Source organism: Streptomyces griseus, assembly GCF_001715295.1.
In the GTDB taxonomy this organism is placed as follows: domain Bacteria; phylum Actinomycetota; class Actinomycetes; order Streptomycetales; family Streptomycetaceae; genus Streptomyces; species Streptomyces griseus_G.
Map to the genome: position 1 here is coordinate 735,817 of NZ_MDKB01000002.1, position 18,648 is coordinate 754,464.

Annotated in this window: 18 protein-coding genes and 1 pseudogene; 9 read left to right on the forward strand and 10 right to left on the reverse strand. The window is 72.5% G+C overall.

The window, feature by feature from the left end; translation table 11 throughout:
• Positions 1 to 55 precede the first annotated feature (55 nt).
• The 3 genes and pseudogenes from BA175_RS09755 to BA175_RS09765 form a co-directional block, all read left to right on the forward strand.
• Positions 56 to 400 (forward strand): annotated as a pseudogene (locus BA175_RS09755) (glucoamylase family protein); the annotation flags it as partial.
• Between the two features lie 154 nt (positions 401 to 554).
• Positions 555 to 2,453 carry a hypothetical protein gene (locus BA175_RS09760; RefSeq protein WP_069170905.1) on the forward strand — a complete coding sequence of 633 codons (1,899 nt, stop codon included), beginning with the start codon at positions 555 to 557 and terminating at the stop codon, positions 2,451 to 2,453.
• Between the two features lie 32 nt (positions 2,454 to 2,485).
• Entirely contained in the window at positions 2,486 to 3,196 is a 711-nt protein-coding gene (locus tag BA175_RS09765) for a PspA/IM30 family protein (protein ID WP_069170906.1), read from the forward strand.
• 361 nt (positions 3,197 to 3,557) lie between these two features.
• Here BA175_RS09765 and BA175_RS09770 read toward each other — a convergent pair whose 3' ends face one another.
• The 6 genes from BA175_RS09770 to BA175_RS09795 form a co-directional block, all read right to left on the reverse strand.
• Entirely contained in the window at positions 3,558 to 6,131 is a 2,574-nt protein-coding gene (locus BA175_RS09770) for a SpoIIE family protein phosphatase (protein ID WP_175420843.1), read from the reverse strand.
• A 191-nt stretch (positions 6,132 to 6,322) separates the two neighbouring features.
• A complete protein-coding gene (locus BA175_RS09775) occupies positions 6,323 to 6,787 on the reverse strand; it encodes an ATP-binding protein (RefSeq protein WP_069170908.1) in 465 nt (154 codons plus the stop codon).
• Positions 6,788 to 6,934: 147 nt separating this feature from the next.
• Positions 6,935 to 7,339: a (deoxy)nucleoside triphosphate pyrophosphohydrolase gene (locus tag BA175_RS09780; protein WP_069170909.1), complete on the reverse strand. Its 405-nt coding sequence runs from the start codon at positions 7,337 to 7,339 to the stop codon at positions 6,935 to 6,937.
• Between the two features lie 169 nt (positions 7,340 to 7,508).
• On the reverse strand, positions 7,509 to 7,676 hold the full coding sequence (locus BA175_RS09785) for an SPOR domain-containing protein (protein WP_139131382.1): 168 nt from the start codon (positions 7,674 to 7,676) through the stop codon (positions 7,509 to 7,511).
• 684 nt (positions 7,677 to 8,360) lie between these two features.
• Positions 8,361 to 9,113, reverse strand: a complete 753-nt coding sequence (locus tag BA175_RS09790; RefSeq protein WP_069170911.1) for a GntR family transcriptional regulator — start codon at positions 9,111 to 9,113, stop codon at positions 8,361 to 8,363.
• A 437-nt stretch (positions 9,114 to 9,550) separates the two neighbouring features.
• On the reverse strand, positions 9,551 to 10,033 hold the full coding sequence (locus BA175_RS09795; protein ID WP_069170912.1) for a cupin domain-containing protein: 483 nt from the start codon (positions 10,031 to 10,033) through the stop codon (positions 9,551 to 9,553).
• 204 nt (positions 10,034 to 10,237) lie between these two features.
• On the opposite strand from BA175_RS09795, the gene BA175_RS09800 reads away from it, so the two are divergent.
• Positions 10,238 to 12,808 carry a glycosyl hydrolase family 65 protein gene (locus BA175_RS09800; RefSeq protein WP_069170913.1) on the forward strand — a complete coding sequence of 857 codons (2,571 nt, stop codon included), beginning with the start codon at positions 10,238 to 10,240 and terminating at the stop codon, positions 12,806 to 12,808.
• Between the two features lie 79 nt (positions 12,809 to 12,887).
• Here the strand turns inward: BA175_RS09800 and BA175_RS32110 are convergent, their stop codons facing one another.
• A complete protein-coding gene (locus tag BA175_RS32110) occupies positions 12,888 to 13,076 on the reverse strand; it encodes a type II toxin-antitoxin system YoeB family toxin (protein ID WP_079159487.1) in 189 nt (62 codons plus the stop codon).
• A 24-nt stretch (positions 13,077 to 13,100) separates the two neighbouring features.
• Between BA175_RS32110 and BA175_RS09805 the strand changes: the two genes are divergently transcribed.
• The 4 genes from BA175_RS09805 to BA175_RS09820 all read left to right on the forward strand — a co-directional run bounded on the left by BA175_RS09805 (position 13,101) and on the right by BA175_RS09820 (position 14,571).
• Positions 13,101 to 13,370 carry a type II toxin-antitoxin system Phd/YefM family antitoxin gene (locus tag BA175_RS09805; RefSeq protein WP_069170914.1) on the forward strand — a complete coding sequence of 90 codons (270 nt, stop codon included), beginning with the start codon at positions 13,101 to 13,103 and terminating at the stop codon, positions 13,368 to 13,370.
• Positions 13,363 to 13,626 carry a type II toxin-antitoxin system RelE family toxin gene (locus BA175_RS09810; protein WP_069170915.1) on the forward strand — a complete coding sequence of 88 codons (264 nt, stop codon included), beginning with the start codon at positions 13,363 to 13,365 and terminating at the stop codon, positions 13,624 to 13,626. The genes BA175_RS09805 and BA175_RS09810 overlap by 8 nt, the downstream gene beginning before the upstream one ends.
• A 301-nt stretch (positions 13,627 to 13,927) precedes the next feature.
• The gene (locus tag BA175_RS09815; RefSeq protein ID WP_069172030.1) at positions 13,928 to 14,179 is read left to right on the forward strand and encodes a hypothetical protein; all 252 of its coding nucleotides are present in this window, start codon (positions 13,928 to 13,930) and stop codon (positions 14,177 to 14,179) included.
• Positions 14,179 to 14,571 (forward strand): DNA-binding protein, encoded by a 393-nt coding sequence (locus BA175_RS09820; RefSeq protein ID WP_069170916.1) that lies wholly within the window; start codon positions 14,179 to 14,181, stop codon positions 14,569 to 14,571. Before BA175_RS09815 ends, BA175_RS09820 begins: the two co-directional genes overlap by 1 nt.
• A 132-nt stretch (positions 14,572 to 14,703) precedes the next feature.
• Here BA175_RS09820 and ychF read toward each other — a convergent pair whose 3' ends face one another.
• Positions 14,704 to 15,792, reverse strand: a complete 1,089-nt coding sequence (gene ychF / locus BA175_RS09825) for a redox-regulated ATPase YchF (RefSeq protein ID WP_069170917.1) — start codon at positions 15,790 to 15,792, stop codon at positions 14,704 to 14,706.
• A gap of 231 nt (positions 15,793 to 16,023) precedes the next feature.
• Between ychF and BA175_RS09830 the strand changes: the two genes are divergently transcribed.
• The gene (locus BA175_RS09830) at positions 16,024 to 16,662 is read left to right on the forward strand and encodes a DUF6542 domain-containing protein (RefSeq protein ID WP_069170918.1); all 639 of its coding nucleotides are present in this window, start codon (positions 16,024 to 16,026) and stop codon (positions 16,660 to 16,662) included.
• A gap of 192 nt (positions 16,663 to 16,854) precedes the next feature.
• Here the strand turns inward: BA175_RS09830 and ppgK are convergent, their stop codons facing one another.
• Both ppgK and BA175_RS09840 read right to left on the reverse strand, forming a co-directional pair.
• Positions 16,855 to 17,592, reverse strand: coding sequence for a polyphosphate--glucose phosphotransferase (gene ppgK / locus BA175_RS09835; protein WP_069170919.1), 738 nt, complete (start codon positions 17,590 to 17,592; stop codon positions 16,855 to 16,857).
• A gap of 267 nt (positions 17,593 to 17,859) precedes the next feature.
• Positions 17,860 to 18,648: 4-hydroxy-3-methylbut-2-enyl diphosphate reductase (locus BA175_RS09840; protein ID WP_079159618.1), on the reverse strand; the 789-nt coding region annotated here is incomplete at its 5' end.

An 18,648-nucleotide genomic window follows, 5' to 3' on the forward strand; every position in this document is an offset into this window, starting at 1 on the left:
CTCCCCGGCGGGTCCGGCGGTGCGGCGGGAGGCGCGGGTCCGTCCTGCCCGACGGACCACGCACGGTGCACCCCTGCCGGACCCGGCCGCCTTCACCAACGGGGTGGTCACCCCGCACGCCTCGTTCCTCGCCCTGCCGTACGCACCGGGCGAGGCGGTGGCCAACCTTCTGGCGCCGGCCCGTGACTTCGGGGCCTACGACGAGGGATACGGCTTCCGGGACTCCGTCAACGTCTCCACCGGCCGGGTCAGCGACTTCGTGCTCGCCCTCGACCAGGGCATGATCGCCGCCGCCCTGGCCCAGGCGCTCCGGCCGGGACTGCTGCAGCGGCCGTTCCGCACGGGTGGCTTCCGCTCGCGGGTGCGCCCGCTGCTCACCCGGGAACGCTTCAGCATCTGAGCGGCCTCCCGGAAACCACGTCGGCGGCCCCGCGCCGACCGCTCTCCGGCGTCCCGGCCGGCCACGTCACCCGACCGGCCCTGAGCGCGGGTGGCGGGGCCGGGGAAGGGTTGCCGGGTCGCGGGTCCGGAAAGGCGGACATAGCCTCCCGAATGTGACGCCGTCCGCACGCCGTATCCCGATACCCCGGCCTTCGGCTCCCGGCAGCCTCCTGCTCGCCGCACTGGCGGCCACGCCGGCCGCGCTGTGCTGGGTGACCGTGACCGCCGCCCCGGGCGCCCGCGCCGACGAGCGGGCGGTCCTGTCCCCCGCCGGGCGGAGCACCGGCGAGCCGGGGGCACACGGTGCCCGGGAACCGCGGGCCGTGGCCGCGTTCGACGGGGGGTCCGGGAAGCGCGGGGTCCGGCCGTCCGGGGCGTCCGCGCGGAGCTTCTCCGGGTCCGGCCCGGGTGCCCGGACCTGGACCTACGGGAGCGTCGTGCCCGCGGCGACGGGTCCCGGGGCCCTCGGGGCCGGCGACCACTCCGACGCGGGCAGCGCGGTGAACCTGATCGTGCCCGTCGCCGTGCTCGTCGCCGCCCTGCTGACCGCCCTGTACGCCTCCACGCGGCGCAGGCGGCGTACGACGATCCGGACCACGCCTGCGGCGACCGGCTGGGGCGGCGTCGGGGCGGCCGGGCCCCAGGCCCCGCTGCCGCTCCTCGACGCCCGGACCGCGGCCGATCTGGTCGACACGGACGACGCCGTGCACACGAGCGAGGAGGAGCTGGAATTCGCCCTCGGCCGGTACGGCGAGGAGGCCGTGGCGCCGTTCGCCGAGGCCCTCGACCACGCCAGGGACGAGCTGGCGGCCGCGTTCCGGTTGCGGCAGCGGCTCGACGACGGGTTCCCTGAGGGTGAGGCCACCCGCCGTCGCCTGCTGGAGGAGATCGTGCGCCGGTGCGCGGACGCCAACAGCCGTCTGGACGCGGTCACCGAGGACTTCGACCGGCTGCGCGGCCTGGAGCAGCACGCCGCGCAGGCCGTGGCCGCCGCCGAGGCGGCGTTCAGCGGTCTGGCGGACCGGGTGGCCGCGGCGGAGGCGGCCCTGGACGGGATGGCGGAGCGGTACGGGGAATCGGCCACCGCACCTGCGGCCGGGGATCTCGCACGGGCCCGGGAGCGGATGGCCTTCGCGACGACCGGCCTCGACCGGGCCCGCGCGGCCGTGGACGGGGGCGCCGCCGCCGAGGCGGCGGTGTACGTGCGCGCTGCCGAAGGGGCGATCGGGCAGGCCTCCACGCTGGTCGGCGCCGTGCGGCGACGGGCCACGGAGCTGGCCGAGGCGGCGGAGAAGCTCCCCGGGGTGCTCACCGGGGCGGAGACCGACCTGGCGGAGGCGGCCGGGCTGCTCGACGGCACCTCCGAGGACGCGCCGGCCGCCGAGGTGGGGGCCGTGGCCGCACGGGTCCGGGCGGTGCTCGACGACGTGGACGGGGACCTGCGGGCCGGCCGGTACGACCCCGTGGACGCCCTGCGCAGGGTCGGGGAGGCGGACACGGCTCTGGACGCGGCCCTTGCCGACGCCCACGAGCTGGAGCACGGCAGCCTGCGGGCGCGCACCCTCCTGGAGGGGTCGATGCTCACCGCGCGTTCGGCGATCTCCGCCGCGGCGGACTACATCTCCACCAACCGGGGGGCCGTCGGCTGCCCGGCCCGCACCCGGCTCGCCGAGGCGCGGCGGAAGTGGCGGCGGGCCACCGGGCTCCCCGAGGCCGGCGATCCGCGGGGCGCCCTGGCCGAGGCGCGGCACGCGGACGCGCTGGCCGTCCGGGCACGGAGCCTGGCCGAGCAGGACGTACGGGACCATCTCGCCCCGGAGGGGCCGGACGGTTCGTACGGCTCCGGCGACGGTACGGGCGGTGCCGTGCTGGGAGGGATCCTCCTGGGCGGGCTGTTCGGCGGGAACGGCGGCCCCGGGGAGGGATTCGGCGGTGGTCCGGGCAGTTTCGGCGGTGGGGGCACGCGTGGCCGGAGGGGAGGGGAAGGCCCGTTCCTGACCGACGGCCCGTGACCGGCACGTTCCGACGAGGAGACGACGACGCCATGCCCAAGCAGACGGTTCTCGGCCGTGCCACCCAACTGGCACGGGCCGATGTCAGCACCCTTCTCGCCCAGGCGGAAGACCCCCGGAAGATGGCGGACCAGCTGATCCGCGAGTACGCCCGCACCATCGCGCAGGCGGAGGAGGCGGTGGCCGCCACGATCGGCGGCCTGCGGCTGATGGAGCAGGACCGCAGGGAGGACGTCGACTCCGCCCGCGAGTGGGGTCAGAAGGCCCTCGCGGCCAGCAGGAAGGCCGACGAGCTGCGGGCCGGGGGTGCGGGGCCGGACGCCGACAGGTTCGACACCCTGGCCAGGGTGGCGCTGGGGCGGCAGCTCCAGGCGGAGCAGGAGGCGAGGACGGCCGAACCCGCCATCGCTTCCCAGCAGGTCGCGGTGGACAAGCTGCGGTCGGGCCTGGACCGGATGCGCGCGAAGCTGACCCGGCTCACGTCCGAGCGCGACGCACTCGCCGGGAGGGCCCGGTCCGCCCCGACGCGGAACAGGATGACGGACGCGGTCAGGACGATCGACGTCCTGGATCCGGCGACCGAACTCGGCCGCTTCGACGACAAGGTGCGGCGCGAGGAGGCACGGGCGGTGGGCGGGCAGGAACTCCCGGCATCGACCCTGGACGCCGAGTTCGAGCAGGTGGAGAGCCTCGGGAACGACGCGGAGGTCGAGGCCCGCCTCGCCGCCCTCAAGTCGGGCTGAGGCGGGCGGGCCCGGACGGACCGAAACGGTCGACGCGGAAGGGTGCGCCCGGCAGGGACGGGTGCCGGTCCCTGCCGGGCGGCCCCAGGCGGGGGCAGGCGGGCGCGGAAGGACCTGGGCGCGACCCTGGCCCCGGCGGCCCGGCTCCGTCGTGGGCCGGCACGGACGCACGGACGAACGCGAATCCGGCGGCACGGCAGCCCCCGCACCGGAACCGGCACGGACACACGGACAAGCGCGAATCCGGCCCGGCAGACCCCGCACCGGAACCGGCACGGACACACGGACGAGGGCCGGTCGTGGCCGGGTGGTCCGTCGTGGCCGGGTGGTCCGGGGCCTCCGTAGGCGGCCGCGGTCTTCCTCAGTACATGCTCATCAACTGCTCGACGGAGAGTTCGGCGGCGGGTTCGCCGTCCGGCAGCGCGAGTTCGAACCACACCGTCTTGCCGCGCGGAGTGCGCCGCGATCCCCAGGCGGCGCTCAGCAGTCCGACCAGTTGCAGGCCGCGCCCGCCCTCGTCGGTGTCACGTGCGCGTCGGCGCCGCGGCTGGACCAGCCCCGCGTCCCAGACCTCGCAGACGAGGGTGCGGTCGCGCAGCAGTCGGAGCCGTATCTCGCCCTCGCCGTAGCGCAGGGCGTTGGTGACGAGTTCACTGACGAGCAGTTCGGTGGTGTCCACCAGGTCGTCCAGGCCCCAGGCGGTGAGCTGGGTACGGGCGAGCTCACGGGCCCGGCCCACGGAGCGCAGCTCGCGCGGAAGCCGCCAGTCACCCACCGCTTCCGCGGGCAGCCCCTGGATACGGGCCATCAGCAGCGCGATGTCGTCCTCGCCGTGCCCCGTGTCGAGGGTCGTCAGCACGTGGTCGCAGACGTCCTCCAGGAGAGGCGACGGCTGGGCGATGACGCGCCGGAACGCCTCCAGGCCCTCCTCGAGCGGGTGGTCGCGGGACTCGACGAGCCCGTCGGTGTAGAGCGCGAGGAGAGCGCCCTCCCGCAGTTCCACCTCCACCTCCTCGAACGGTTCGCCGCCCACGCCGAGCGGCATGCCCGGCGGTACGTCGAGAAGCAGGGCGGGCTCCCCGGGTTCGACCACCAGGGGCGGGAGGTGGCCCGCGTTGGCGAAGGTGCACCGCCGGGTGACGGGGTCGTACACCGCGTACACACAGGTCGCCAGATAGACCTCGGAGAGGTCGGCCTCACGCGACTTGTGGGCGGCCCGGGAGGGCCACTGCGCGCCGCCGCCCCCGCCGAACCCGTCGCCGCGCCCCCCGCCACCCGGGGTGCCGAGCCCCCGGGCGACCTCGTCGAGCGCGGACAGCACCTCGGCGGGTTCCAGGTCGAGCAGCGCCAAGGTGCGTACCGCCGTGCGGAGTTCGCCCATCGCCACTGCGGCCCGCAGCCCGCGGCCCATGACGTCGCCGACCACCAGCGCGGTGCGGTGGCCGGGGAGTTCGATCACGTCGAACCAGTCGCCGCCGACCTCGGTGGCGGTGTTGCCCGGCAGATAGCGGCAGGCGATGTCGAGGCCGGCGGCCTCGGGGTCGCCCGGGGGGAGCAGGCTGCGCTGGAGGATGAGCGCGCGCTCGTGCTCGCGGCGGTACAGGCGGGCGTTGTCGATGCAGACGGCGGCACGGGCCGCCAGCTCCGTGGCCAGGGCCCGGTCCCGTTCGCCGAAGGTCTCGCTGCCCTTGGTCCGGGAGAACTGCACGAGGCCGACGACGATGTCGTGCGCGACCATCGGCACGGCGAGCGTGGAGTGGACGAAGCCGCGTTCGTCCCCGGGTACGTCGGTGGCGCGCCGGGTGCGCAGTGCGACGGAACAGGGCGAGTGGAACGGGTAGTGGTGGACCGCCCCGAGCGCCGGCGGGCCCATGTCCTCGCCGGGGGCCGTGCCGCTCCCGGGGAGGACACCCGGCAGGGCGTCGGACACGGCACTGGCCTGAGCGACCCGTCGCAGCTCGGCTGAGCCGCTGCCGGACTGCTGGTGGTGGTACCGGCCCCAACTGCCCGGCGCGGCCTCCTCGCCGGTGAGCAGCCCCTGGTAGAGGTCGACGGAGGCGAGGTCGCAGAAGCCGGGTACGGCGACGTCGAGCAGTTCCCGGGCGGTGGTCTCCAGGTCGAGCGAGTTGCCGATGCGCGCGCTGGCCTCGTTGAGCAGGGCGAGGTTGCGACGGGCGCTGGCCGCCTCGCGGGCGGCGATGTGCCGCTGCGTGACGTCGATGGCGAGTGCGGCGATGCCGATGGGCCGCCCGGAGCGGCTGTGCACCCGGTAGAGGTTCATGGACCAGTGGCGCCGGTCCGCGGAGCCGGGCGGCGTGCCGACGAGCTGGAGGTCGGTGACGGCGTTCCCGGTTTCCAGGACGCGCTCCAGTGTGGCGGAGAGACGGTCGGCCTCGGGCCTCGTCAGGTAGTCCGAGACGGTGCGGCCCCGGTGGTCGTCGGCCTTCCCGCCGAAGACGGTGACGAACCGCTGGTTGGCCCGGACGACGGTGAAGTCCGTGCCGAAGAGGACGAAACCGAAGGGAGATTGACCGAATATCGCCTGCGAGGCCGCCAGGTCCGTCTCGATGCGCCGCAGCGCCCTGACGTCCACGACGATGCAGAGCGCGGCCCGTTCACCCGCCCGGCTCTCGCTCGGCATGACGTAGATCTCGGCGAGTCCGCGGACACCGTTCTCGCCCGGCATCCGGAAGGGTACGAGACCCGTCCACTCCTTGCCGTCGAGGATCTCGCCGACCCGCCGACGGGCGCCCGCCCGCAGCTCGGCGGGCATGAACGCCTCGACCGGATCTCTGCCCACCGCGTCGCGGGAGGCCATGCCGAAGAGACCGGCGGCCCGCCGGCTCCACTGCTCGATCAGCCCGTCGGGCCCGATCGAGAAGGAAGCGACCCTGATGTAGTCATAGATCGAGCCAGGCGGGCTGCTCTGCCACAAGACGTCGCCCGCTGTCCCAGGTATCTCGCTCACGCGACCGTCCCCTCCAGCTCACACACCGGACCGGTCCTGCACGCAGTATTCAGCACTACGGGCCCCACCGGCACGGCGTTCACGATCACAGCACGGTCTCAGTCCCTTTCAGCCAGGTCCTGCCCGACCTCCGGTGATCGTGTGCGTTCCTCCCACTCCTAACCAGGCAGGGGCAGCTCGAACCACACCGTCTTGCCGCTCTTTCCGTGCCTGGTCCCCCAGCGGCGCGCGGAACACGCCATGAGCCGCAGTCCCCGTCCGGTCTCGTCATCGGGTCCGGCACTGCGTTCGGTGGGCGGATCCGGAACCGGATCGGAGACTTCCACCAGCAGCCCCCGCGGCCCGGCCGGGCCCGTGCCGGGCAATGCGTCCGGTACGGTACCGGGCGCCCGGCCGCCGGGACACGGGCGCACCACCCGGACACCGATGGGCCCCGAGGCGTGGCGGAGGGAGTTGGTCACCAGCTCGCTGACGAGCAGGACCGCCACGTCACCCACCGCGTCGGCCATACCCCAGTGGTGCAGGGCGTCACGTACGGCGTGCCTGGCGCTGCGCACCGAGCCCGGCACCGCCGGAAAGCTCCACGCGGCGCTCTCGCCTTCGGTATCGGTCACGCCGCTCACTTCCCAGGGCCGGCGGCAGCGGGGGCACTCCCCTTCCAGGGGAATCTATCCACCACATACCCATATTCCGGACAACTTAGCGTGTCCGGCGGAGGGTGGGGCGAACGGGCGCAGCCACGGTCCGCACGGTGGCAGCCCCTCAGCCGCTCAGCGGCGCGAGGCCGCCCGCAGCCGGCGTACGGCTTCGGCCACGGCGGGGCGGTCCTGGTCCAGCCAGTCGACGGTGTCCACCTCGTCCGGCGCGAGCCAACGGAGTGCGTCGTGGTCCTCCAGCGGGCGGGGCTCGCCCGAGATCAGACGGACCGTCCACACCTGGAGCACATAGCCGGGCTTCAGCGGCCACCGGCCGGGAAGGCGTTCCAGCGGCTCCGCCTCCACACCGAGCTCTTCCCTGAGCTCGCGCACGAGGGCCTGCTCGCCGCTCTCACCCGGCTCCATTTTCCCGCCGGGCAGTTCCCAGCGGCCGGCCAGCTCCGGCGGGGCGCTGCGGCGGGCGGCCAGGAGCCGCCCCGCATCGCACACGGCCCCGGCCACCACCACGGATTCGTTCATGGGGCGGAGCGTAACCGCCCGGACGGACGGGCTCCTTCGCCCTGGCGGTTTCGCTCCGGCCCCGGTGCCCGGCTTCGATGCCCGGCTCCGTCGTGCACGCAAGTCGTGCACGCACGTCGTGCCTGTGTCAGCTGTGCGTGTCAGCCGTGCGTGTCAAAGGGTGTGCGCTCTACCCGAGCCGCTCCACCCAGTACAACTGCTCGTGTCCGTGCCGGTCCAGGTCGTCCGCCGTCTTCTGCGCCTCGTCCTGCGTGGCGTAACGGCCGACGCGGTACCTGTTGCCGTTGTCGTCCTGCCTGATCACCAGCCAGGGGAGCACGGCCCCACCGTCGGTCATCGCGCCCCTCCCCAGCATGTCGCCCCTCTCCCTGACGGCGTGCACGTCTCTAAGGATCCCCAGGAAACCGCAGTACGCATATGCCCGAGCGTACGCCTGACCTTTACTCAGCGGATGCGTGTTTACACAAAGAGATACGCATCCGGCCATACCCGTGGGGCGCACCCGGCCGGATGCGCCCCCGCGCGGCAGCACCGCGGGCGTGAGCCGGGGCTGCCCGCACCCTGGGTGGCGGTATCAGGACGGGCCCGTCCGAGGTCCTCCGCACCAGGCGGCCCCGCTCACGCCTCCGCTCCCCCGCGGGCCGGTGAGCAGCACACGGGCAGACCCGTCCCGCACGGGCGGGGCCGCCGTCGGCGACGACCGGCGGTGCGTACACCGCCCCGCACGCCGCACGTGCGCGGGCCGCGAACGTCGGTGGCCCGGGCGCCGGGGGCGTCCACGGCGTCGGGTGTGTGTGCCCCGGTCGCGGCGCCTCGCCCGTGGAGCCCGGCGATGTCCGCCCTCGGCGACTTTCCGTCGGCCCGTCCGGTGCACAGGGGTGAACGGGAAGCGGAGGCCGAACGCGCCATCCCGTCACGGCCGGGGAGTGCCTGCCGGTGCCCGGCCTCCGAGGGGCGGCGACTCCGCAGGGAGCCCGCCGGACCGGCCTCACGGCCGGCGGTCGTCACAGCCGCCCACCGGTCAGCGGACCGGCAGGTGGTAGGCGATCCGGTAGCGGTCGGCGGGCACGATCACGTCGGCGGTCTCCACGGCCCGCCCCGACGCGTAGTACGTCCGCGCGATGACCATCACCACATGGCCGGGGACCCCGCCGAGCGCAAGGAGCTCTTCCGCCAGTCCCGGGCGTGCGCCGACCTCCTCCGCGACGTTGTCCACGACCACGTCGATCGCCGCCATCCTCTCCACCACGCCGCAGCCGCCCAGCGGGCCCTCCTCGGGCAGCATCACCGGCGTGCGCCCCGTGACGGCCAGCGGCTCCCAGGAGGTGGAGAGCATCATCGGCTCCCCCGCCTCGCGGAAGACGTACCGCGTGCGCATCACCCGGTCCCCCGGCTCGATGCCGAGACGCCCGGCGATCTCCGGGCCCGCCTCCTCCTGCTCACTGCGGGACTCCCAGGTGCCCTGCGCCCCGTCCGCCGTCTGCTCCTGGCGGAACGGGCTGGCCCCTCCCTCCGCCCGGTAGCCGGACCGGGCGATCCGGCGCGGGACCGGGCGCTCGCGCACGTACGTACCGGATCCCGACCTCCCCTCCACCAGCCCTTCGGCCATCAGCACCTTGCGCGCCTCGAGGGCGACCGTGTCCGAGACCCCGTACTCCTGGCGGATGCGGGCCTGGGACGGCAGGCGGGTACGGGGCGGCAGCGCGCCGTTGACGATCTTCTCCCTGAGATCGCTCGCCACGCGCAGATAGGCGGGCTGCTCACCGAAAGCCACAGGCCACTCCCAACAGGTTGACAGACAGCAACAGCCTGACAACCGTGGGTTGAGAATCGCAAGCACGGGCCAGAGTTTCACTCGATGTGATGATTCGACGCCGACCAGCGCAGGTACCCTGCGGCGCGTCAACGAGCCATTGACCACACGCGGCCCGGACCGCCGGGTGCCCGTGCGCAGCACGGCTCGCGCCCTCCCTCCCGTACCGGATCCACGCACGGCCACGGCGCCCTCATGCGCCCATGAGCGTCGTCCGGACGGCCTGCGCCTCGCGGGCGCGGGCGGGCTCACGACGAGGGCGACCCACGGGAGGCGCCCCTGCCCACCGGTGCACGGCGCCCGGGGCCGGGCAGGGAGCCGGGCGGGAGCGCCGACGGCCCGGCCCCCGACGGGCACGGGCGCCGGAACCGGGCCGCCGAGGCCCGTGCGACCGTGCCTCAGTCGGTCCAGTACGTGTCGTGCTTGATGAAGAACTCCGCCCGCTCCTTCTCCGGCCAGTCGGAGACCTGCGACACCTTCTCGAAGTACTCCTCACGCGGAGCCCCCGGTGTGAAGAGGAGCAGCATCGACGCCGGTTCGTCGGAGTCGTTACGGAAGGCGTGCAGCCCACCCTGGGGCACGTACAGGAAGTCCCCCGCAGTGGTGTCGGTCCACTGCTCGCCGTTGTAGATCCTTACCGTCCCGTCGAGGATGAAGAACGACTCCGATATCGACCGGTGGAAGTGCGTGGCCGGACCGCCCGCCCTGGGCGCCATGTTGATCCGGTACAGCCCGAACTCGCCGTGTGTGGTCTCCGTCGTCGCCAGGTAGTGCGTGCTGCCGCCGGTACGCGTCAGCAGATTCGGGGCGGTGTCCGCGGGGCGGTACTGCGCACTGATCTCGCCCTCGCCGTCCGTGTAGGTGGGTTCGGGGTACGACATGCGGTTCTCCCTGTCCTGGTCGGGCTGTCCGCCACCGCCGGAGCGGCGCCGGTCACCGGCCGCCGGTGGCGGCCGCTGTTCACTGTCGCCGGTCCGGGGCCCGGCCGCTCGTGGTTTCACGGCCACCCGCACCGCGCACACGACCACGCGAAGACCCGCGCGCCGTAACCGTGCCCGCGCCGCCGCCCTGCCTACCGTCGTACGGTGAGCCTCACGCGCTGGTGTCTCGTCACCTCTCTGGTCGCGGCCGCGTCGATCGCGCCCCTCCCACCCCGCTCGTACGCCGCGGGGCCGGGCCACGCCCCCGCGTGCGATCGGGCGGACTCCTCATGGGCGCCGGCGTCCACGGCCTTCGGCGAGGCCGCCGGGTACGACCCCTACGTGGGCAACGGCTACCTCGGCCACCGCGTGCCCGCGACCGGCGCCGGGTACGCGGCACCGGGCGGCAGGACCGGGTGGCCCCTGTACACACCACGGTACGACGGGGCCTTCGTCTCGGGGCTCTACACCCGCGACGAGGACCTCGCCGGCGGCCGCGAGGTACTGGCCGCGCTGCCCAGCTGGACCTCCCTCGACGTGCGCGTCGGCTCGGAGACGTACGGCACCGGCACGCCCGCCGCCCGGATCTCGCACTACCGCCAGAGCCTCCTCCTGCGCTGCGGCACAGTCGTCACCTCGCTGCGCTGGACCACCGCCGACGGCCGTGCGACCGACCTGACCTACGAGGTCCTGGCCGACCGCTCCGACGTGCACGCGGGAGCCGTACGCCTGCGGATGACCCCGCACTGGACCGGCACCGCGACCGTGGCGGGCCGCCTGGACACGCGCGGGGCGCGCCGGATCACGGTCGCGGACGACGGCACGTTCCGGACCCTGGGCACCGGCGTCGACGGGGCGGTCGTCCAGACCGGCAGCGGCACGGGCGTCCGAACCGTCCGCGTCCGGGCCGGCCACGCCTACACCTTCGAGAAGTACGTGGGCGTCGACACCTCCCTCACCTCCCGCACACCGCTCGCCTCCGCCCGCGCTGCCGCGCGCCGCGCCGACCGGCGCGGCTGGGCCGGGGTGTTCGCCGACAACGCGGCGGCCTGGCGGCCGGCCTGGTCGGCAGGCGTCTCGGTGCCGGGCAGTACCGCCCTACAGGCCTGGCTGCGGGCAGCGCAGTACGGCCTGCTCGCCAGCAGCCGGCCCGGCTCCTCCGACAGCCTCGCCCCGGCCGGGCTGACCAGCGACGCCTACGCGGGCATGGTGTTCTGGGACGCCGAGACCTGGATGTACCCGGCGCTGCTCGCCACCCGCCCCGAGCTGGCGCGCTCGGTCGTCGAGTACCGCTTCCGCACCCGGCACGCGGCCCGCGCCAACGCCGAACAGCTGGGACACGCGGGTCTCTTCTACCCCTGGACGAGCGCGAGCAGGGGCCGGCTCGACTCCGAGTGCCAGAGCTGGGACCCGCCCCACTGCCTGACCCAGAACCACCTGCAGGGAGACGTGTCGCTGGCGGTCTGGCAGTACTACCTGGCCACCGGTGACCGCACCTGGCTCGCGGCCCGCGGCTGGCCGCTGCTGAAGGGCATCGCCGACTTCTGGCAGTCGCGGGCCACCGAGAACAGCGACGGCACCTACTCGGTGCACGACGTGGCGGGCCCCGACGAGTACAGCAACGGCGTCACCGACGGCGTCTTCACCAACGCGGTGGCCGCCACCGCCCTGCGCAACGCCACCCGCGCCGCCGCGGTACTCGGCCACCCGGCGCCCCCCGGCTGGAACCGGACGGCCGACGGGCTGCGCATCCCGTACGACCCCGCGCGGAAGCTGTTCCTCCAGTACGCGGGCTACAACGGCTCGACCATCAAGCAGGCCGACACCGTACTGCTCGCCTATCCGCTGGAGTGGCCGATGGAGGAGGGTGCCGCCGCCGCGACGCTGGACTTCTACGCCGCGCGTACCGATCCCGACGGGCCGGCGATGACGGACTCGGTGCACGCGATCGACGCAGCGGCGATCGGGGAGCCCGGTTGCTCCACGTACACGTACCTCCAGCGCGCCGTGCGCCCGTTCACCCGCGGTCCGTTCAGTCTCTTCTCCGAGGCGCGCGGCGAGAAGTCCGGCACCGAGGACCCGCTCGCCGGGTTCCCCGCCGAGGACTTCCTCACCGGTAAGGGCGGCTTCCTCCAGGTCTTCACGCACGGCCTGACCGGTCTCAGGCTGCGCGAGGACGGCGTACGGATCGACCCGCTGCTGCCGCCACAGCTCCGCGAGGGCGTGGAACTGACGGGCCTGCGCTACCGGGGGCGTACGTACGACATCTCGATCGGCGCCGCGCGGACGACGGTCCGGCTGACGGACGGCGCCCCGTTCACCGTCCACACCCCGCAGGGCCCGCGCCGCCTCTCCACGACGCTCACGCTCCGCACCCGCCGCCCCGATCTGGCCCCGACCTCCGACGCGGCCCGTTGCCGCCCCGCGAGGGCCACCTCCGAGACGCCCGGCCTCTACGCCGAAGCGGCGGTGGACGGCAGCCCGTCGACGGCCTGGTCTCCCGACGGCGCCACGGGCACCCTGACGGTGGACCTGCGCCGCACGGTCCCGGTCTCCTCCCTGGTCCCGCACTGGACCGACATCGCACCGGCCGCCCACACCCTGGAGACCTCGGTCGACGGCCGCACCTGGCGTCCCTTCCGGGCGGGCACCCCGGCCCGGCACGTACGGGTGACGGTCACCTCGGGGGACGCGGCGAAGCCCGCGGGGGTGACCGAACTGACCGTCGGCAACTGATCCGCTCGTCCGCGTCGGCTCTCCGCAGGCACGTAGGGGGCGTCCCCCGGCACACCGGAAGCCGGACACCGGACGATCATTAGCGATACCGGGCAGCGAGGACGGCGATCTCCTTGTCTCCTACCAGATGGACGAGGCGGTGCTCCTCGTCCATCCGTCGCGACCAGGCACCGCCCGTATGCAGCACCGATCCGGCACGGGGCACGTTCATCCCGCACGCACGGCCCGTCGAGGGACTTACCACGACACGACTCCACTGTGTACACATGACACACCCGGTACACTTGGGCGCATGACGCTGCCACTGCCCATAGAGTCCATCCGCGACGTGCGCGCACACCTGGCGGAGGTCGTGGAGCGCGCAGACCGCGACGACGTTCCCACAGTGATCACACGCCGGGGCAAGGAAGTCGCCGCCGTCGTGTCCATCGAGGTACTACGCAAGTACCAGGAGTGGGAAGAGCGCGAGATCAACCGCATCATCGACGAGCGCATGGCCAACCCCGCACCCGGCATCCCGATCGAGGACATCATGAGGGAGACGCTGGCGCGCAGTGAGTGAGTACCGAACCGTCTTCCACCCCGAGGCGCAGGCCGAACTGCGGAAGATCCCTCGCGAGATGGCGCTGCGCGTCCTGGCCAAGCTGACCGAGCTGGAGGGCGATCCTTTCGGCTTCAACACCACCGCACTGGTGTCCCAGCCTGAACGTCGCCGCCTCCGAGTCGGCAACTACCGCGTCGTCTACACGATCGACAACGGTGAGCTGGTCGTTTGGGTCGTCCACGTGGGACACCGCTCTACCGTTTACGACACCTGAAGCCAGCTGATGCAACATCAGGATATCCAGCACCCCTTCAGGTCTGCACGCATGACGAATCCAGCAACACGCAGTAGCGAATCAACCACACGTCGAAGCGGAATGTCTGCGGTCCGATCATGACCTGCGAAGGAACCCCATCCAGGGCCCTGACCAGCCATTTCTCCGTTGGCTCGCGTTGGCCTGCGACGGGCGCTTACGGGTGCCCTGCGGACTCTCTGCGGAGCGGACGGACACCCGTCCGCACAGTCCGCGCGGCCACGACACCCAGAGACTTACGACCACCGGTAGCATGGGCACCATGAGTAGTAGCAAGAAGTACTCGATCAGCCTGCCCGAGGAACTCGCCGAAGCCGCACGCGCCCACGTCGGGCCCGGCGGTTTCTCCTCCTACGTCGCCGAAGCCCTCGAACAACGGGTCGCCATGGACAAGCTCCGGGAGATCGCCGCCGACTTCGCGACCGACAATGACGAACTCACCCGCGAGGAGGTCGAAGCCGCCCGCGCGCTGCTGCGCCATGACCACCGGCAGGTCGGCGGGGCCGCAGCCTGATGCCCGGCACCCTACTGCTCGACAGTGAAGGCCTCTCCAAGCTCTACCGCAAGGACCGCACCGTCATGGCCCTGATCCAAGCAGCATCGGAGGAAGGCATCCGCGTGACCACAAGTGCCATGACCACTCTCGAGGCCGACTACGAGCGCATTCACCCCGCCCGAATCAAGTGGGTCCTCTCCCGCGTCGACGTTCACGACGTCACCAAGGAGATCACCGATCAGGCCGCAGCCCTCCTGCGCAGCCACCGCCTCCACGGCCACAAGTACGCCATCGACGCCGCCTTCGCCGTCATCGCCCGCACCGCACCCCAGCCGATCACCGTCCTGACCTCCGATCCCGAGGACCTGACGCTCCTGTGCGGCCCCGCCGTAGAGATCGCCAAAGTCTGAACGCCGACCGCAGTCGCACCAACCAGACCCGTCACCAACACCTCAGCGCTTCGCGACACAAGGACTCCACGCGGACGTACACCTGTGCCCGACCCACCGACAAGCGGGCCGGGCACATCTCTTGACCGCCCGTCAGACGTTGAAGCGGAACTCCACCACGTCGCCGTCCTGCATCACGTAGTCCTTGCCCTCCATACGCGCCTTGCCCTTGGCGCGGGCCTCGGCGACGGAGCCCGTTTCGATCAGGTCGTCGTACGAGATGATCTCGGCCTTGATGAAGCCCTTCTGGAAGTCGGTGTGGATCACACCGGCCGCCTCCGGAGCCGTGGCGCCCTTCTTGATGGTCCAGGCGCGGGCTTCCTTGGGGCCTGCCGTCAGGTAGGTCTGCAGGCCCAGGGTGTCGAAGCCGACGCGGCCGAGAGTGGCGAGGCCCGGCTCTTCCTGGCCCATCGACTGGAGCAGTTCGAGGGCCTCGTCGTCGTCGAGCTCGATCAGCTCGGACTCGATCTTGGCGTTGAGGAAGATGGCCTCGGCCGGGGCGACCAGGGCACGCTGCTCGTTCTTGAAGTCCTCGTCGACCAGTTCGTCCTCGTCGACGTTGAAGACGTACAGGAAGGGCTTCGTCGTCAGCAGGTGCAGCTCGTGCAGGAGGCGGCCCTTCTCCGTGCCGGCCGTGATGCCCTTGGCGAAGAGGGTGTCACCCGCCTCGAGGATCTTCTGGGCCTCCTCGACCGCGGCGAGCACCGCCACCTTGTCCTTCTGGAGCCGGGACTCCTTCGTCAGGCGGGGAACGGCCTTCTCGACGGACTGGAGGTCGGCCAGGATCAGTTCGGTGTTGATCGTCTCGATGTCGTCCTTGGGCGAGACCTTGCCGTCCACGTGGACGACGTTCTCGTCCTTGAAGGCACGGATGACCTGGCAGATCGCGTCGGACTCACGGATGTTCGCCAGGAACTTGTTGCCCAGGCCCTCGCCCTCGCTCGCGCCGCGCACGATGCCCGCGATGTCGACGAAGTCGACGGTGGCGGGGAGCAGCTTCTGGGATCCGAAGATCTCGGCGAGCTTGTTCAGACGGGGGTCGGGGACGCCCACCACGCCGACGTTCGGCTCGATGGTGGCGAACGGGTAGTTGGCCGCCAGCACGTCGTTCTTGGTCAGGGCGTTGAACAGGGTCGACTTGCCGACATTCGGCAGGCCGACGATTCCGATCGTGAGCGACACGTTGGCGACTTCCTGGAGTGAGGAGCGGGGCTGTGCGGGCGGGCCGGGAGTGGACCGATTCTCCAGTTTACGGGCGGGACGGCGCGCCCCGTCACGGGTGCGGAAGGGGGGAGGACGCCCCGGGGCCGAACGGACCCGTTTCGGCCGTGTGACGTCGAACGCAGGGCCAAGGTCGGCCAAAGCGCGTGTCCCACGCCCGAAAGAGCCCGCTTCGCGACCTAGGTTGTCCGGGTGGAGCAGCACAGGACACGTAGCCCGCAGCGCAGGCAGCCCCAGCAGGCCCCGCTGTCCCCGCCGGGCGGCCCCGGCGAGGCCGAGGCCGGCCCTCCGGTGGCGGTCACGGTCGCCCCGGCCGCGCCGGGCGCGAAACCGGCAGCGGGGCAGGGCCGCACCTCGGGGCGCAGGCCCCGGGGCGGACCGGTCGCGCCCGTGGTTCTCGCACTGCGCCGATTCCCCAACCCTCGGCTGACCGGTATCGGCGCGGGGCTCTTCGCGGCCCTGACCATGTTCCTGCTGGCCTGCCTCGACCGGCTGCTCCTCAGCGGCTCGGAGTTCGTGTTCGGACTGCTGTTCCTGCCGGTCAGCGCGCTGACCGCGCTCTGGGTACGACCCGCCGACCTGGTCACCGCGCCGATCAGCGTGCCCATCGCCTTCGCCTTCGGCGTGATCCCGATCGCGGGTGGCACGGGCGGTTTCGGCGGTCAGGCGATGGCGGTCGTCACCGCGCTCGCCGTCCAGGCGGGCTGGCTGTACGGGGGCACGCTCGTCGCGGGGATCATCGCCACCGTGCGCAAGATCCGGCAGATGCGGGAGCGGCAACGGCACCTGGCCAGGGCTGCCGCCCAAGGTGCCCGCCGCCCCCGCCCCTGAGCCCTCCCGGGCACTGCTCCGCAGTCGCGGGCTGTCCACCGAGGGGGCAACGGTGGCCCCCACGAGGTGCTCACCGACCTGCCACGAGGGGTCACTGCCCGCCACGGGGTGATCGGTCGCCGCCGAGACGGCCGACCACCGCCGAAGTGGTCAGTCGCGCGTACCGAGGTGGTCAGTCGCGCACCGAAGTGGTCAGTCGCGTGCCGCGGCCATGGCCGCACCCACGATGCCGGCGTTGTTCTGCAGCTGGGCCGGGACCATCTCGGCCCGTACGTTCTCGATCAGCGGCAGGAACTTCTCCGCCTTGCGGCTCACGCCCCCGCCGATGATGAAGAGCGCGGGTGAGAACAGCATCTCGACGTGGACCAGGTACTTCTGCACCCGGTGCGCCCAGTGCTGCCAGCTCAGGCCCTCGTCCTCCTTGGCCTTCGTGGAGGCCCGCTTCTCCGCGTCGTGCCCGTGCAGCTCCAGGTGGCCCAGCTCGGTGTTGGGGACGAGCTGCCCGTCGGTGAAGACGGCGCTGCCGATCCCCGTACCCAGCGTCAGCATGATCACCGTGCCCTTGCGGCCCCGGCCGGCGCCGAAGGTCATCTCGGCCACCCCGGCCGCGTCGGCGTCGTTCAGGATCGTCACGGGCTGCCCGATACGGTCGCTGAGCAGCTTCCGGGCGTCCACGTCGATCCACGCCTTGTCCACGTTGGCCGCGGTACGCGTGATGCCGGCGGTGACGACACCGGGGAACGTGATGCCGACCGGGCCCCGCCAGTCGAAATGGCCCACGACCTCGGCCACACCGTCGGCCACGCCCTCGGGCGTGGCCGGATGCGGTGTCAGTACTTTGTGGCGCTCCCGCGCCAGCTCTCCACGGTCCAGGTCCACGGGAGCTCCCTTGATCCCTGACCCGCCGATGTCCACACCGAAGATCTCCATGGAAACCACGGTACGGGGAGGTGGCGCGGATCACGCCACGGGGAGCGATCCGCGCGCCCCGCGGGCCGGTTGCCCGGGTGTTCGGCGTATCCGTTGCACCCGGACTGTCGGCTTCGCCCTCACTTCTCCGTACCACCGACGGATACGAGAGGGCTCACGCGGACCGGCGGAAGGCGGGCCGGCCGAAGGCGGGCCGGCGAGGATCCGCACGAGGGGGGTGTGCGGGACGCCGGCCGGCCGGGGCGCACCCGCCGTCGCCTGACGCGTCTACTGCGCCGAGAGCGCGGCCGCCTCGGCCCGCAGGTCGCGGCGGAGCTCCTTGGGCAGCGAGAAGGTGATGGACTCCTCCGCGGTCTTCACCGTCTCCACGTCCCCGTAGCCCCGCTGGGCCAGCCACTCCAGTACGCCGTCGACCAGGACGTCGGGGACCGACGCTCCCGAGGTGAGGCCGACCGTGGTGACGCCCTCCAGCCAGGCCTCGTCGATCTCCTCGGCGAAGTCCACCAAGTGCGCGGCGGGGGCTCCCGCGTCGAGGGCGACCTCGACCATGCGGATCGAGTTGGACGAGTTCTTCGAGCCGACGACGATGACCAGTTCGGCGTCCTCCGCGAGCTTCTTCACCGCGATCTGGCGGTTCTGCGTGGCGTAGCAGATGTCGTCGCTCGGCGGGGAGAGCAACTGGGGGAACTTCTTCTTGAGGGCGTCCACCGTCTCCATCGTCTCGTCGACGGAGAGGGTGGTCTGGGAGAGCCAGACGACCTTCGACTCGTCGCGCACGGTGACGTCGGCGACGTCCTCGGGCCCGTCGACCAGGGTGATGTGGTCGGGGGCCTCGCCGCTCGTCCCGATGACCTCCTCGTGGCCCTCGTGGCCGATCAGGAGGATGTCGTAGTCCTCCTTGGCGTAGCGGACGGCTTCCTTGTGGACCTTGGTGACCAGGGGGCAGGTCGCGTCGATCGTGGCCAGCCTGCGCTCGGCGGCCTCCGCGTGGACGGTGGGGGCGACGCCGTGCGCGGAGAACATCACGATGGAGCCCTCGGGGACCTCCGCGGTGAC